Genomic DNA, 15,659 nt, shown 5'->3' with positions numbered 1-15,659 from the left:
ATTATTTTGACAAGTTTTAAAGAATGCGCTTACAACCTTTTGTTTATCTTAAAATAACATTTTTATATCTCTTCTAAAAATACGCAAAAATATTTTCACCCATTTATAATATTAACAATCTTATAGTACCTTGCAAAGAACAATAGTAAGTGATATATTTGTAAATAATGGAATAACCATTATTTGGAATGTTATTCGCAATTAGTATATCTCCTTTCAAAAAGTAGATATAGATTGTGTGTGCTGTTTAGAAAAAAGATAGGATTTTCAGCCATAATTCATCATTTTATAAAGGAAAGTGATCGTTATGAACAAAAGTGAATTTTTAGAACAACTTAGTTCTTCCCTACGGAATATGCCTAATTCAGAAAAGGAGGATATTATCTCGGAGTACGAAACTCATTTTATTAGTGGTAAACAAGATGGAATATCTGAAGAGGAAATTTCTAAAAAGCTAGGAAATCCTAAAACTATCGCTAAAGAACTTAATATTTCATATGTAATAAGTAAAGCTGACAAGAAACGCAGCCTAAAAAATATTATGACAGCACTGTTTTCTGTTATGAGCTTAAGTGTTTTAAACTTTATATTTATCATTATCGCCTTTTTCGTATTACTCTTTCTATTACCGCTTCTTCTAGCACTTATAATTGCTACACCATTATTAATTATTTCACCTATCTTATTAATAGGATTAGGATTCTTTAAAGGGTTTCATCAAATCAGTTATTCCGATGTTTATAATGTATTTATAGCTTTTTGCATCGGCTTACTAATATCCGTCATATCTTATCAATTAATAAAACATATATACTCACTTTTAGTTAAGTATTTAAAATGGAATTTAGCTATTTTACAAAGATACTAATGAATATAAAAGGAGATTAATATGAAAAAGTATATTTTATATCCACTCATGTTACTTACAATGTTATTTCTATCAGCTTGTTCAAACAGTGTACAACCTAAGGAAGAAAACGATGTCCAATCTATTAAAGATGTTGCTATTAAAGTTCCAGAAAATATATTTAGTTCCTCAAAGAAAAATGAAAATATTAGTGAAGACGAAATGAAACAAAATATAAAAAGTTATTTAAATTATAGCGGAGAGTTAGACGAAAATATCGTTCCACTTTCATCCACTACATCCGATGAAAATATCACTGAATCTGACCGAGAAAAATTACAAAAACTAATAGAATTAGCGAAACAAAATGATACAAACTTCCATAATTTTATTAGTAACAATACAATCCCTGATGATTACAAAAAGCCTTCAAAAGAAATATATGAATTTATTTCATCATCTACAGCACTTTCAGTAGAACTAGATCAAGAATTAGACAAACTCGCTCAAGATCGTAACTTATTCAAAACTGATTTCTCTTTTACAAAGCGCTTTGAGAAAGCTAATGGTAGGAAGCAAAAAGAAATTGAAAAGTTTTTGAAGGAAAAGAACATTAAAACTTCAATTAACAGCAATAAAAAAAATTAGATGTATTACATACCCCTTTCAAAATAACCAATAAGAAATGGCTATTTTGAAAGGGAGTTTTTGTGGTATAACTATTAAATTCCCTAAACAAAAAAGACGCTCCTAAACTAGGAGCGTCTTCCACTATTACGCTTGTTGTTGCGCGCTATATAATTCTTCAAGTGGCTTCATGATAATTTTGTTAACGTCACCGATTACAACGTTTAGGCGTTGCTCAGTTTCCATTAATTTTGTAATTTTAGCATCTTGTTGAATGCGAGCTACAACTTCTTGTGCTTGTTGGTTGTCTTCTTCAGTGATTTCTTGGCCTTGCATCATTTTTTGTTGTAGGCTAAGTTGCATTGTACGGAACTCATCAAATAAGTTCTTTGAAGCCGCATCGGCTTGAACTGCTGCGTAGCTCTCTTTTAAAGTTTTGAAGTCTTCGTTTTCAGCGATTGCTTTTTGTAATTCATATGCAACATCATGAATGTTCTTTGTCATTTTATTTTTCCTCCTTAGAAGGCTAGCGCTTTTCATACGCACTGCCTTTTCAGTGCATTTACATACGCACCTCTTCTTACCATATCAAACTATGCAAGAGATGTGAAGAAATTTCACTTTTATTTCTATGTACTCACCTTATTATCTAAGAAACAATAGTAACAATCCTTGTACGAGTCCGATTATTCCACCTAATAATGCTCCTAAATACGTAATCATTTTCAATTCATTTTTCGTAATAGACAGAACTAAGTCTTCTAATCTTTCTGTTGAGAATGTAGACACTTCTTGCTGGACAATTTCCGCAAGATGTAGATTGTTTAGTATACTCTCTACGTTTTCTGTTCCCCACTTCAAGCCTTTCGTTACTGTGCTTGGAACCACTTTTTCAATAATTGTTTCTCGAACTGGCTCACATACTTGCTGAACAGATTGATTTAAAAACTTACTCACTGTTTCCTCTACTTTAACTGCTGACAACACGGAGCTTACAATCATTTCTTTCTCTACAAACGATTCTAATTCTTTTACATCTCTTCCTTTTAACTTTTCCCACTCTTTTTGCAGTACGTCAGTTAAAAGCTGCTTTGTACCATCTTGCCCTAAAAACTTAATAACTTCTGGCTGCACACGATCCACTACACTTACATTTCCTAAAAACATTCCGACTAAGTTAAGTAGCGTTCCGCGAGAAGCAAAGAAATCATCAATCATTTTTGAAAGACGGCCTTTCCCTTCTTCACTTTCAAAAAAGCTAATTCCTCGCTCTAAAATAAACGCCGAGACATTCGGAATCGCATTCTCTACTTTTTCATTTACAGAATGAGGTAAAGCCTGTTCCCATGTATATGTATAATACTCAGCTAAAAATGCCTGTATTTTTTCTGTAATCACATGTTCAATTTTTTGAGTCACTTCTTCTTCTACATGCGCTACATTCCATTTTTCTAACATATGTCGCAGTGATTGTTCATTCTTAATTACTTTATCCACTTCCACTTGCGCCCAGTGGATTAAACCTTTTTGAAACTCTTCATTTGTTAGCTTTTTTCCGATTCCTTCCGGTGTTAACAAATGTTCTACGACCATTTTCCCTAATTGAACAGCAAGTTCATCACGACGTTTCGGAATTAATCCTGGTGTAAATGGAACTTGAAACTTTCCGATATAAATAGGGCGATGAGGACGAAATAACATTTTTATCGCTAAATGATTCGTGTATCCCCCAATAATTGCTCCGAGTCCTGTCGTCGTTAACATATTTAACCATATATTCATTACAATCAACCTTTCACTTCTCCAAAACTATAGCATATCATCATACGGACAAAAGTATAATGGTATAAAAACGTATTTGCAATATATAGCTTCGCCTATTATGCAAATAGTAGTAAAGGAGTGATTTCGTTGGTTCTCGGTCTTTTAGCTTCTAAACTTCATTATGAGCAAACATATTACACCGAAATCGCTAAACGCGCTCGGCTTTATCATAATGTCGTTGCCCAGTTTACGCCATTTTGTATTGATCCTAAAACAGACCTTGTTTCTGGTCTTATTTACGATACAGATACAGGAAAATGGAAAGAGCAAACATTCCCTATTCCTTCTTATATATATGATCGTTATTCTTTTCACGAGGAAACAGACTTTGAAAAAGCAAAATCAATTATTCACTCTTTGCACAATCGTCCTTCCACTACCTTTTTAAATAACACACTTATTAACTTAAGTGAACTACATGATTTATTTCTCACTAATAAGAAACTGTCTCCTTATATACCAAAATTTGAAATAGCAACGATACAAAACATTTTCAAACTGTTGTTAAAAACTAAAGATATTATTATACGCCCCACTAATATACATTCTAAGGATAACTTATATCGAATTGCTTACAAAAATAAAACGTTTCATATCGATACAGTAAATGAAAAATACCATACTTCTATTACAATCAAACGGACAGACGAATTTATATCTTGGTGTAAATCTAACATACGTTCATCCCGTTACATAGCGCACACTATGCTACAACCACCAAATCAATTAACATATCCACTCCACATTCGAACCATTTTGCAAAAAAACAAAGAACAAACTTGGAATGTTATCGGTCAATTTATACAAAAAAGCTCATTTCCTAATCAGCTTTTACCCTTAGCAACGGCCGATGATTCATTACATTCATTTTCAAAAATTAAATACGTACTATCTAGTACGGGTGTGCAACTATTGCAAGATGCTTTACACGACATTGTAAATGAAGTATTCCAAACACTAGATCAGTCTTATTCTTCGTTATTTGAACTAGAACTTTCCACCATTATGGATCAAAAAGGCGCAATTTGGCTTATGTATGTCAACACGATTCCCCCTTACGAACAATACATTCGTCATAGTGATTCATTAGCTGAAAAGATATTTCACGGACCACTTAAATTCAGTCGCTTTACACCATAATGAAAGGAGGTAAACCTATTTTGAAAGAACATATATATACATTAAACATTTCAGATGAACATCCAAATAGTATTACTTTACCTTACGTTTTTTCTATTACGCCACCTATTACATCCCTCTCCTTCGGTATACGTCACATTGCAAGTGAAGAGGTGAAAATTCATTATTCCTTTACTCGCGAAATTATTATCGGAAAACATATTGCTGAAAAACTTTTACTACCTCAATCAACCACTATTCATGCATTCACACAAAACCAAACAATTATTTTCGGACCATTAATCGGCATTTTCACAACTGGCTTTAAAGATGATTCTTCTATCCCTTTAGGAAACCGTTCAATTGCCCTCAGTGAGTTGTTAACACCACCATTCTCATTACGACCGTTCGTATTCGTCTTTGGCGTTCAACATATAAACTGGGAAGAAGAAACGATTGAAGGATATTTCTTTCAAGAGAAACAATGGATAAAGAAAAAGGTTCCTTTACCAAATGTCATTTACGATCGATTACCAAATCGACAAGCAGAAAATTACAAACCAATCGTCAGAGCAAAAAGAAAGTTAGAACAAGACTACTCCATTCCATGGTTTAACCCAGGTTTTTTCAATAAATGGGAAGTTCATCAACTTCTTATGAAAGACGAATCAATTAGACCCTTATTACCAAACACAGAAGCATTTCAGCATTTTGAACAAGTAGAACGGTTTCTTGGCACGTATAAATCAGTGTACATGAAACCAATACACGGGAGCTTTGGTAGAAATATTCATCAAATATTTTATTCTCAAACAGAGAATTGCTACTACTGTCGTTATCGCGAAAATGAAGAAAATAAACTGAGAAAGTATCAATCATTAGAAACTCTTCTAAACCACGTATTAAAGGGACATGATTTAAAAAAGTTTATCGTACAGCAAGGTATTTCGTTACTTCGCTTCGATGGGCAACCTGTTGATTTCCGCATTCATACAAATAAAAATCATTTCGGTAATTGGATAGTTAGTGCAATCGTCGCCAAAATCGCCGGCAAAGGCAGTTTAACAACGCACGTAAATAGCGGCGGTGATACAAAATTGCTACAAGAGCTTTTTCCAGATTCAACGAAACAAGTTCAAATTGAAAACAAATTAAAACATACTGCCTTACAAATAAGTTACGCGCTCGATGAACAAGTAACTGGAAATATTGGAGAAATCGGTTTTGATATCGGTTTAGACACAAAGGAAAATCCGTGGCTCTTTGAAGCCAACTCTAAACCTGGGCGAACTGTATTCCAAGATGAAAAATTAAAAGAGCAAAGTGAAATGACGCGCCAGTTATTTTACGAATATGCCGTCTACTTAACTGAACATTCTTTACGTGATACAAAAGAAAAAATGTCTCAAATAAAATCAGGGGCTTCATCAAATACCGAACATATCCCTTCCCCTATGATTCACTCACAAATACAAAAACAAAAACTTCCACCTAGATAATAAGGTGGAAGTTTTCTATTTACACAAGTTTTACTACAACCTCTGTTTCCACGTTACATACTCCGCAATAAAAAATATGATTGCAATATTCATTTGAATTATTATGCGTTAAACCATCTACTGCATTTAATAATTCTTGATCCATATAGGCACTATAATCGTCTATGTAATCTACAGACTTCCCATAATCTTGGAGTATACTTTGGCAATTTTGACAAGAATATGTTTGTGATTCTAATGCGTTGCAAAGCGGGCAAATCCCCATCATGATTCCTCCATACGTTATCGTTTAAAGCCTCTCTTTTTTAGATTGAAGAGAGCACCTACCCATGCATAGGAGCGGTCACTCCATCCCTACTTAAAAATAGAACTATGAAGTTGCTACCGATTTCATTTCAATAAATCATAAATAAGAAGCTAATGATTAGCCTACAAGTAGCAGGCTACAATGAGAAAATTATATTTAATATCCTCCTTAGTTTGGCCTGTTTTCTTAAAAATACAACGATTACTCTTATTTCATAATTTACGAAATCAATAAGTTTTTTTGACAAAATTTACAAATTATTATTTTGTATATCTTTCTAGGTAACATCCATACTATGAGTACAAACTTAATTACCGATGGATTAGCGCCAACCGGGGCGATAATCTGGTTCAACTCCAGCTAGTCCAACCAAAAAAACTTTTATAACTCTAAGGAGGATATATTCCTATGGCAAACCAAAATTCTTCAAATCAATTAGTAGTACCAGGTGCAACAGCTGCAATCGATCAAATGAAGTACGAAATCGCTCAAGAATTTGGTGTACAATTAGGAGCAGATTCTACGGCTCGTGCTAACGGTTCAGTTGGTGGAGAAATTACAAAACGTCTAGTTGCAATGGCTGAGCAAAGCCTTGGCGGATTCCACAAATAAATATATATGGCAAAAAGGTCTCAAGGCATATGCCTTGAGACCTTCCTTAATTTATTGCAACATTTGTAAAAACTTCTTCGTACGTTCTTCTTTTGGATTTGTAAATACATCTTCTGGTGTACCTTGTTCAACAACGACACCGCCATCCATGAAAATAACACGGTTCGCAATTTGATGTGCAAAACGCATTTCGTGCGTTACAATGACCATCGTCATACCTTCTTTAGCAAGTTCTTTCATTACTTTCAGAACTTCTTGAACAAGTTCAGGATCAAGTGCTGACGTCGGCTCATCAAATAGTAACACTTCCGGCTCCATCGCAAGCGCGCGCGCAATTCCAACACGCTGTTGTTGTCCGCCTGATAATTGAAATGGATATAAATCCACTTTATCTGCTAAACCAACTTTTTCAAGGAAGTAGTTTGCTTTTTTCTTCGCTTCTTCTTTCCCTACTTTTTTCACTGTAATGAGTCCTTCCATTACGTTTTGAAGTGCTGTCAAATGAGGGAATAAGTTATGGTGCTGGAATACCATACCTGTTTGCGTACGAAGATTTACAATATCTTTCTTCGATACTTTTTGAGCAAAATTAAGCTCTTTATTGCCGATGCGAATGCTACCGGCGTTTGGTGTTTCTAGTACGTTAAGACAACGTAAGAATGTCGTTTTACCAGATCCAGACGGTCCAATAATAACAACAACCTCGCCTTTCTCAACTGTTAAATCTATATGCTTTAGTACGGTATTATCTCCGAAACTTTTTTGTAAGTGCTGAATTGAAATCATAAAAACAAAAACTCCTTTTGTAAAAGGATTATTTTAATGTGTAGCGTTCTGAACGCTTCTCTAACATCTGTTGTACGATTGATAATAAGAAACAAATAACCCAATAAATAAGACCTGCTTCAAAATAAACAATTAAAAACTCGTAGTTCATCGCCGCAATCTCCTGCGCTTTTCGGAACATTTCTGTTACTAAAATTAATGATGCTAATGAAGTATCCTTCACTAAGCTAATAAATGTATTCGAAAGCGGTGGAATTGATACGCGCGTTGCTTGTGGTAAAATAACACGTTTTAATGCTTGTGGATATGTCATCCCAATTGTGTAAGCTGCTTCCCACTGCCCTTTCGGAATGGAAAGGATAGAAGCACGAATAATTTCAGATGCATATGCACCGACATTTAATGAAAATCCAACAACTGCTGCTGTATATGGCTCAACTTCAATATTAAGAGTTGGAAGACCATAGAAAATAATAAATAACTGTACAAGAAGTGGCGTTCCGCGAATGATAGATACATAGATACGAGCAATCCATTGTAAAATACGACTACCAGAAATACGTGCGAGCGCTGTTAACGTTGCCAGTATAATCCCGATAATAAATGTAATAAGCGTTAATGGAATTGTCGTAAAAACAGCTTCCTTCAGCATAGGCATGAAGGAAGACTGCATAATATCTATCCAAGTAGACAATCGATCTGAAACCAATGCACTACTTAGATACATTTTCACCGAACCATTTTTTCGTTATTTTGTCATACGTACCGTCTTTTTTCATATCTTCTAACGCTTTATCTACTTCTTGTACAAGCTTAGTGCTACCTTTACGGAATAAGAATCCACTTTCTGAAGCTTCTTTTTCAGTATCTACAATTTTAATTTTCGCATCTTTTTTCGTTTCTAAGTAGTTTAGTACTGATAACTTATCATTGATTGTGAAGTCAACGCGTCCTGAAGCTAATAATTCTGCTGCTTGGCTAAATCCTTCTACACCAATAATTTCCGCACCATTTTTCTTAGCGATATCTGCATAGTTACTCGTTAAAGATTGTGCTCCTTTTAGTCCTTTTACATCAGCAAATGTAGCAGGCTTATCTTTATCTTTTGCAATAACTAATGCCGCTGAAGATGAAACGTATGGCTTAGAGAAATCGTATTTCTTTTGACGATCTTCACGAATACCAACTTCGTTTGCAACCATATCGAAACGTTTTGCATCTAGGCCAGCCAGTAAGCTATCCCATTGTGTTTCTTTAAATACAGGTTTTACACCTAAACGTTTTGCAACTTCTTCTGCTAATTCAACATCAAATCCAGTTAATTTATTGCTTGAATCGTGGAACGTAAATGGTGGGTATGTACCTTCTGTACCAATTACAAGTTCACCGCTTTGTTTAATCTTTTGTAACGCGTCTTGACTAGCTGTATCTTTTTTCTCTTCTTTACCGCAGCCGGCTACAATCCCGATCGCTAATGTAGTTACTGCAAGCACTGAAAATAATTTCTTCATGATTGTAATCCTCCAAGTATTCTGATAGGAATTTAAAAACTATATTGATTGTATGCAATCTTGAACAATTTTTCAATGAAAATGTTCTTATTTAGTTTATCCTTTTTCTTCATAATCAAACAAAAGGGAAAAATAACGCCACATACAAAAAATAAGTAACATTTTTTAATATAGCATTTATAAAGAAAAAGGTAAAACAATACTTCTTATTTAACTGTCGTAATTCGCTAAAGAGTCGACATGTTCGTCAATAAAAAAGAACTTGTGAAAATCACAAGTTCTCCTCCATACCTATTAAGCACTCTGATTGCCTTCCATTTGCGTTTTATACATATCATAATAACGCCCACGCTTTTTCATGAGTTCATCATGAGACCCTTTTTCCAAAATCGTCCCTCTATCGAGCACAATAATTTGATCTGCGCTTTTAATTGTTGAAAGGCGGTGAGCAATAATAAACGTCGTTCTTCCTTTTTTCACAACTTCCAGCGCTTGTTGAATCATCGCCTCTGTTTCTGTATCAATACTAGATGTTGCTTCATCTAAAATTAAGATAGCTGGATCAAAAGCAAGCGCCCTAGCAAACGAAATAAGCTGACGTTCTCCAGTGGAAAGCGTACTTCCCTTTTCTGTAATTTCTTCATTTATATTGTTTGCAAATCTTTCAGCACCAACATCACGTAGCGCCTTTACAATGCGCTCTTTTGAAATTTTTTCGTTTTCTAAGCTTACGTTGGAAGCGACCGTCCCGCTAAAAAGAAACGGGTCTTGCAGTACGATTCCCATATGCTCACGAGTTGCTTGTTTCGGCATTTCTCTTACATCATGACCATCAATCGTAAGCTTTCCTTTTTCAAACTCATAAAATTGAAAGAGTACATTCATGATAGAACTTTTTCCTGATCCAGTATGACCGACAAGTGCCACTGTCTCGCCTTGTTTCGCTTCAAAAGAAATATTTTTTAACACTTCATCTTTTCCATTATAAGAAAATGATACATTATCAAATTTTACATTTCCTTTTAAACGAGGCATACGTTCTTCTTCTACCGCTTCTCCTTTTTCCTCTAACAATTCAAAGACACGTTCTGATGCAACGCGCGCTTGCTCTAAGTTTGCAAGCTGGTTCACCATATTCGTAATTGGCGAGAATAATCGTGTTAAATAATCGACGAACGCATACAGTACCCCAAGTGAAATAATACCTGTAGCACTTAATGACGCACCGCCGAAATACCAAATCACTCCTGTGAAAGCGATATTTCTTAATACAGCTACTAAGTTATGCGAAGTTGCTGCATTTAAATTTAAAATTTTATTTTGATACTTAAAATAATCGCCGTTTAATTCTTCAAATTCTTTTTTCGTTTCACGCTCTTGACGGAACGCTTGAATAATTGGCATCCCTTGAATGGATTCATTCACTGTTCCGTTAATATCGGATAAACGTGAACGCATTTTATGATTATATACAGACGCATATTTTCTATAAAGAATCGCCCAAACAATTAAAATTGGGATAATTAATAAACATAATGAAGCGAGCTTCACATCTAATAAAAATAGCGCAGCGAATATCCCAATAATATAAATGATACTAGAAACGAATGTTGCAAGTACAGTTACATATAAATCACGAATGGCCTCTGTATCATTCGTCACACGCGAAACAATTTTCCCCGCCGGTAAATGATCGAAATAACGAATCGGCAACGTTTGAATATGAGAAAACACATCTTCCCTCATAATTTGAATAATTTTGTTCGCTGCCTTCTGCAAGAAGAACTGCTTTCCGTATGCAAATAATGATACGACTACTAATAAAGCGAAATAGCCACCACCAAGTAATAATAGACGGTTTATTTCTGGTTTATAAAATGCAAACACTTCTTCTTTCGTTAATGCCTTCGCTTTATACACTTGCACCGCCTTACCATTTTGAACGGTAATCATATCACCTTTTACAGTACGTGACCCTTCAATATTCACTTTATTCGGTACAAAATAATATTGAAAACCGACTTGCATCACACGTACTTCTTTACCTTTTGTCTCGCCTTGTTCAAAGCGATCACTTCGCTTATAAAAAGCGCCATTATATGAAACAGCTTCTTCACTCTTTTCTGTTTCATACCAAGGTTTCTCTATCCCGACGATATGATCATCAATCATCGTTTTAGCGACGAAAGGACCAGCAAGCTCTGCAATGACGAAAATAAATAACATTAGCATCGCTGCAAAAATCGTCCCCTTCACTTTCATCGCATATTGAAACAATCGTTTTGAAACGCTCATATTTTCACCCCACTATCCGCACTTTCACTTTCACCTTGTTGTCTTTCAAACTGCTCAGCATACCAGCCTCCGCTCTGGATAAGCTGAGCATGTGTACCTTCTTCCATTACTTGCCCCTCATCCATAACGAGAATCCAATCCGCATGTTGCACTGCAGATAAACGGTGCGTCGTAATAATCGTCGTCTTTCCGCTTCTTTCTGTTCTTATATTTTCAATGATCGCTGCTTCCGTACGAGCATCTACAGCTGATAAAGAATCGTCCAAAATTAAAATTTCTGGATTTTGAATAACAGCTCGCGCAATCGAGATCCTTTGTTTTTGCCCTCCTGATAAAGAAACACCTTTCTCTCCAACGAGCGTTTCTAATCCTTCTGGTAAAAACTCTAAGTCTTTTTTAAACGCAGCAATTTCAATTGCTTTCTCAAGTTCTTCTTCCGTCGCTTCCCTATTTCCGAATAAAATATTTTCTCTCGCTGTTTTTGAGAACAAAATATGTTCCTGAGGTACATACCCAATCCATCCGAGTACATTTTCATTTGTTATTTTATCTAATGTCACATCAGAGACCGCAATATCTCCATCTCCAAGCGGATATTGACGAAGAAGCTGACGTACAAGCGTCGTTTTCCCGCTTCCTGTTTTTCCGACAACCCCTAGCGTTTCTCCTTGCTTTAATGTGAAAGAAACCTTCTTTAAATTTTCTTCAGTTGATGAAGGGTATGAGAAAGACACATCATCAAACTGAATATAATCCGGATCTTGCACAAGCTTTGGATGTTTTGGATTCTTTACATCTGGCTCATACGCTAACGTTTCATTCACACGGTCAAGCGAAGCATTTCCTCTTTGCATAACATTGATTAATTCACCAATTGCAAACATCGGCCAAATCATCATCCCTAAATACACGTTAAAAGAAACGAGTTCACCAAGCGTCACCTTTGACTGGAACACAAGGTATGCACCGTACACTAAGCCGATTAAATAACTAAGACCGACAAGCATTTTCACAGTTGGTTGGAATAATGCATCAATCCTTGCTACCTTCATATTTTTTTCGTAGACGTCATCTCCTAAATGATGAAATCTTTCCTCGTCTGCATTCTCTTGTACGTATGCACGAATAACACGCACACCAGCAATCGATTCAAGTACTTTATCATTCATATCTCCGAACGCATCTTGCGCGACTGTAAATCTCTCATGCAATTTCTTTCCATATATGTTCATCGCATACGCCATAATCGGAAGCGGTATAAGCGCCGCAAATGTAAGCTCCCAACTAATTGTAAATCCCATCATAAAGACAATCGTAAGCATATATAAACTCGAATCCACGAGCGTTAATATACCGAAACCAGCTGTCATAGCAATTGCTTTTAAATCATTTGTCGCTCTCGCCATTAAATCACCCGTACGATTTTTATGATAAAACGTCGGTGTCATTTTAAGTAAGTGCCCCATAAATTTAGAGCGCATCGTTTTCTCCAGTACGAATGCTCCCCCAAACAGCTGGTGTTGCCAAACGAAAGTAAGACCATATCCAATTACCGTAACCCCTATTAAAATGAGAATAAATTGCATAATCTCCGCATTCGTTAACGTTCCTGTTTTTATATTATCTATCGTAACCCCTAACACTTTCGGGGGAATGACTTCAACTATATTTACAATTAAAAGAGCTCCAATAGCGATACTATATCTCTTCCAATGCTCTTTAAAAAACCATTTTAGCTTTAGTAATACTGATAACAATGTAACCTCTCCCTTCTCGTTCTCGTTTAACTCTCACTTCTTTATCCACTATCCAGACCCATCACATTTACATTTCGTAACCCATACAATCTCATCACATTTTTCCACCTTCCAAAATTTTCATCGTAACCATACAAGGAAAAATAAACAAAAAAAAGCATACCGCCGCTTGACGATATGCACAAAAATGCATAAAAAGCGTACGTTACGATATACGCAACGTACGCTTCTTATAAGACAGAGAATGCCTTATATATCCGCACGGGTTGCGTAATGATATGAATGTTTTCTGCCATTTAACAGAGCTAAGCCCATTACATTTACGATTACAATCATTACGCACACCCCTTTCATTTATTTTCCATTTATAATCTTACAACTTTATTGAGTATTCTGTCAATTATTTTTTTACAAACTGAATAAAAATATACGCTACATCATTTTGAAATAAGAGAATATTCCGTAAGAAAGGGCATACAAAATAAAAAAAGAATAAGAAATCGTTTTCACAAACATTTCATTTGAAAAATGTTATCAAACCCCCTACAATCACCTTATACTCACTCTTACAAGTTGCTATTTTAGGAGGACTAATCATGACAACTAGCAATACGTACAAATTTTATTTAAACGGAGAATGGAGAGAAAGCTCTTCAGGAGAAACAATCGAAATTCCATCTCCATATTTACACGAAGTAATTGGACAAGTACAAGCAATTACTCGCGGAGAAGTAGATGAAGCAATTGCATCTGCAAAAGAAGCTCAAAAATCATGGGCTGAAGCTTCCCTACAAGATCGCGCAAAATACTTATATAAATGGGCTGATGAGCTCGTAAATATGCAGGATGAAATTGCCGATATCATTATGAAAGAAGTCGGTAAAGGCTATAAAGATGCGAAGAAAGAAGTTGTTCGTACAGCTGACTTCATTCGTTACACGATCGAAGAAGCTTTACATATGCACGGAGAAAGCATGATGGGCGATAGCTTCCCGGGCGGAACGAAATCGAAACTTGCGATTATCCAACGTGCACCACTTGGTGTTGTATTAGCAATCGCACCATTTAACTACCCAGTAAACTTATCTGCTGCAAAACTTGCACCAGCATTAATTATGGGTAACGCTGTTATTTTCAAACCAGCAACTCAAGGTGCAATTAGTGGTATTAAAATGGTGGAAGCACTTCACAAAGCTGGCCTTCCAAAAGGTCTTGTAAACGTAGCTACAGGACGCGGTTCTGTAATTGGTGACTACTTAGTAGAACACGAAGGTATCAATATGGTATCGTTCACAGGTGGTACAAACACAGGTAAACATTTAGCGAAAAAAGCTTCAATGATTCCACTTGTATTAGAACTTGGTGGTAAAGATCCTGGTATCGTTCGTGAAGATGCTGACTTACAAGATGCTGCAAACCATATCGTAAGCGGTGCATTCTCTTACTCTGGTCAACGTTGTACAGCTATTAAACGTGTACTTGTACACGAAAACGTAGCGGACGAGCTTGTTAGCTTATTAAAAGCGCAAGTAGCTGAACTATCAGTTGGATCTCCAGAACAAGACAGCACAATCGTTCCATTAATTGACGACAAGTCTGCTGACTTCGTTCAAGGTTTAGTTGACGACGCTGTAGAAAAAGGTGCTACAATCGTTATCGGTAACAAACGTGAGCGTAACTTAATTTACCCAACATTAATCGATCACGTAACAGAAGAGATGAAAGTTGCTTGGGAAGAGCCATTCGGCCCAATCCTTCCAATCATCCGTGTTTCTTCAGATGAACAAGCAATTGAAATTGCTAACAAATCAGAGTTCGGTCTGCAAGCAAGTGTCTTCACTAAAGACATTAACAAAGCATTTGCAATTGCTAACAAAATCGAAACTGGTTCTGTACAAATTAACGGACGCACAGAGCGCGGCCCTGACCACTTCCCATTCATTGGTGTAAAAGGTTCAGGTATGGGCGCACAAGGTATTCGTAAGAGCCTTGAGTCTATGACACGTGAAAAAGTAACTGTATTAAACTTAGTTTAATTTTATATGTAGAAGCTGATCTAGTTTAGATCGGCTTCTTTTTATATCAAATAATTATTCATTCCTAATCACAAACTCTTCTCTATAATCTGATTATTACTATATCCATTGACGTATAAAAATTCATTTGTTACTCTTAAAGACGTTAATTTAATATTTAAATCCTCATTCGTATCTCGGTGAGGTAGAGGTTGCAATCATTAAGAGTATCATTTCAGGAGATGTAGTGGCATTGATGAAGGAATGAGAAAGGAATGGTTGCCGAAGTAAGTCGTGTCCACCATGCACGCTTGCTGGGTCTGCATTTAATAAGTGCAGAACTGTCACAAACGTTTCGTTTGTGGAGAGCTATCGAGAGATATGTCGTGGGTTTCTTATAAGATAGAAAGCATGTAGCGGCAGATTACGTGCTTTTTTTGTTTTGTTTGGGACTTCTCTT

14 protein-coding genes and 1 riboswitch are annotated in these 15,659 nt (G+C 35.8%); of the genes, 6 read left to right on the top strand and 8 right to left on the bottom strand.

What is annotated here, in order from left to right:
• The first annotated feature begins 307 nt into the window (after window positions 1–307).
• Window positions 308–868, top strand: coding sequence for an HAAS signaling domain-containing protein (locus DOS87_RS04460; RefSeq protein ID WP_001042971.1), 561 nt, complete (start codon window positions 308–310; stop codon window positions 866–868).
• A gap of 21 nt (window positions 869–889) precedes the next feature.
• Window positions 890–1,495: an NDxxF motif lipoprotein gene (locus tag DOS87_RS04455; protein WP_000760031.1), complete on the top strand. Its 606-nt coding sequence runs from the start codon at window positions 890–892 to the stop codon at window positions 1,493–1,495.
• A 126-nt stretch (window positions 1,496–1,621) separates the two neighbouring features.
• Here the strand turns inward: DOS87_RS04455 and DOS87_RS04450 are convergent, their stop codons facing one another.
• Window positions 1,622–1,978 (bottom strand): YlbF/YmcA family competence regulator, encoded by a 357-nt coding sequence (locus DOS87_RS04450; protein ID WP_000164612.1) that lies wholly within the window; start codon window positions 1,976–1,978, stop codon window positions 1,622–1,624.
• Window positions 1,979–2,119: 141 nt separating this feature from the next.
• Window positions 2,120–3,256 carry a DUF445 domain-containing protein gene (locus tag DOS87_RS04445; RefSeq protein ID WP_003281617.1) on the bottom strand — a complete coding sequence of 379 codons (1,137 nt, stop codon included), beginning with the start codon at window positions 3,254–3,256 and terminating at the stop codon, window positions 2,120–2,122.
• 129 nt (window positions 3,257–3,385) lie between these two features.
• Between DOS87_RS04445 and DOS87_RS04440 the strand changes: the two genes are divergently transcribed.
• Both DOS87_RS04440 and DOS87_RS04435 read left to right on the top strand, forming a co-directional pair.
• On the top strand, window positions 3,386–4,438 hold the full coding sequence (locus tag DOS87_RS04440) for a YheC/YheD family endospore coat-associated protein (protein WP_098577845.1): 1,053 nt from the start codon (window positions 3,386–3,388) through the stop codon (window positions 4,436–4,438).
• A gap of 20 nt (window positions 4,439–4,458) precedes the next feature.
• Window positions 4,459–5,916, top strand: a complete 1,458-nt coding sequence (locus DOS87_RS04435; protein ID WP_098577844.1) for a YheC/YheD family endospore coat-associated protein — start codon at window positions 4,459–4,461, stop codon at window positions 5,914–5,916.
• A gap of 19 nt (window positions 5,917–5,935) precedes the next feature.
• Here the strand turns inward: DOS87_RS04435 and DOS87_RS04430 are convergent, their stop codons facing one another.
• Window positions 5,936–6,181 carry a hypothetical protein gene (locus DOS87_RS04430; protein WP_000510472.1) on the bottom strand — a complete coding sequence of 82 codons (246 nt, stop codon included), beginning with the start codon at window positions 6,179–6,181 and terminating at the stop codon, window positions 5,936–5,938.
• Between the two features lie 450 nt (window positions 6,182–6,631).
• Here DOS87_RS04430 and sasP point away from each other — a divergent pair, with 450 nt between their 5' ends.
• Window positions 6,632–6,835, top strand: a complete 204-nt coding sequence (gene sasP / locus DOS87_RS04425; RefSeq protein WP_000013338.1) for a small acid-soluble spore protein, SasP family — start codon at window positions 6,632–6,634, stop codon at window positions 6,833–6,835.
• A gap of 51 nt (window positions 6,836–6,886) precedes the next feature.
• On the opposite strand, the gene DOS87_RS04420 is transcribed toward sasP, so the two are convergent.
• The 5 genes from DOS87_RS04420 to DOS87_RS04400 all read right to left on the bottom strand — a co-directional run bounded on the left by DOS87_RS04420 (window position 6,887) and on the right by DOS87_RS04400 (window position 13,184).
• A complete protein-coding gene (locus tag DOS87_RS04420; protein ID WP_000623613.1) occupies window positions 6,887–7,621 on the bottom strand; it encodes an amino acid ABC transporter ATP-binding protein in 735 nt (244 codons plus the stop codon).
• 28 nt (window positions 7,622–7,649) lie between these two features.
• Window positions 7,650–8,348, bottom strand: coding sequence for an amino acid ABC transporter permease (locus DOS87_RS04415; RefSeq protein WP_000281496.1), 699 nt, complete (start codon window positions 8,346–8,348; stop codon window positions 7,650–7,652).
• Window positions 8,335–9,132 carry an amino acid ABC transporter substrate-binding protein gene (locus DOS87_RS04410; RefSeq protein ID WP_000732844.1) on the bottom strand — a complete coding sequence of 266 codons (798 nt, stop codon included), beginning with the start codon at window positions 9,130–9,132 and terminating at the stop codon, window positions 8,335–8,337. Before DOS87_RS04410 ends, DOS87_RS04415 begins: the two co-directional genes overlap by 14 nt.
• 294 nt (window positions 9,133–9,426) lie before the next feature.
• The gene (locus DOS87_RS04405) at window positions 9,427–11,427 is read right to left on the bottom strand and encodes an ABC transporter ATP-binding protein (RefSeq protein WP_000116622.1); all 2,001 of its coding nucleotides are present in this window, start codon (window positions 11,425–11,427) and stop codon (window positions 9,427–9,429) included.
• Entirely contained in the window at window positions 11,424–13,184 is a 1,761-nt protein-coding gene (locus DOS87_RS04400; protein ID WP_000953777.1) for an ABC transporter ATP-binding protein, read from the bottom strand. Before DOS87_RS04400 ends, DOS87_RS04405 begins: the two co-directional genes overlap by 4 nt.
• A gap of 596 nt (window positions 13,185–13,780) precedes the next feature.
• Between DOS87_RS04400 and gapN the strand changes: the two genes are divergently transcribed.
• Window positions 13,781–15,220 carry an NADP-dependent glyceraldehyde-3-phosphate dehydrogenase gene (gene gapN, locus DOS87_RS04395; RefSeq protein WP_000213634.1) on the top strand — a complete coding sequence of 480 codons (1,440 nt, stop codon included), beginning with the start codon at window positions 13,781–13,783 and terminating at the stop codon, window positions 15,218–15,220.
• A 177-nt stretch (window positions 15,221–15,397) separates the two neighbouring features.
• Window positions 15,398–15,579: riboswitch (Lysine riboswitch) on the top strand.
• The last annotated feature ends 80 nt before the right edge of the window (window positions 15,580–15,659 follow it).

The organism is Bacillus sp. CR71 (assembly GCF_003429245.1).
GTDB lineage: Bacteria > Bacillota > Bacilli > Bacillales > Bacillaceae_G > Bacillus_A > Bacillus_A thuringiensis_S.
This window is presented reverse-complemented; position numbering and strand designations above follow the sequence as displayed.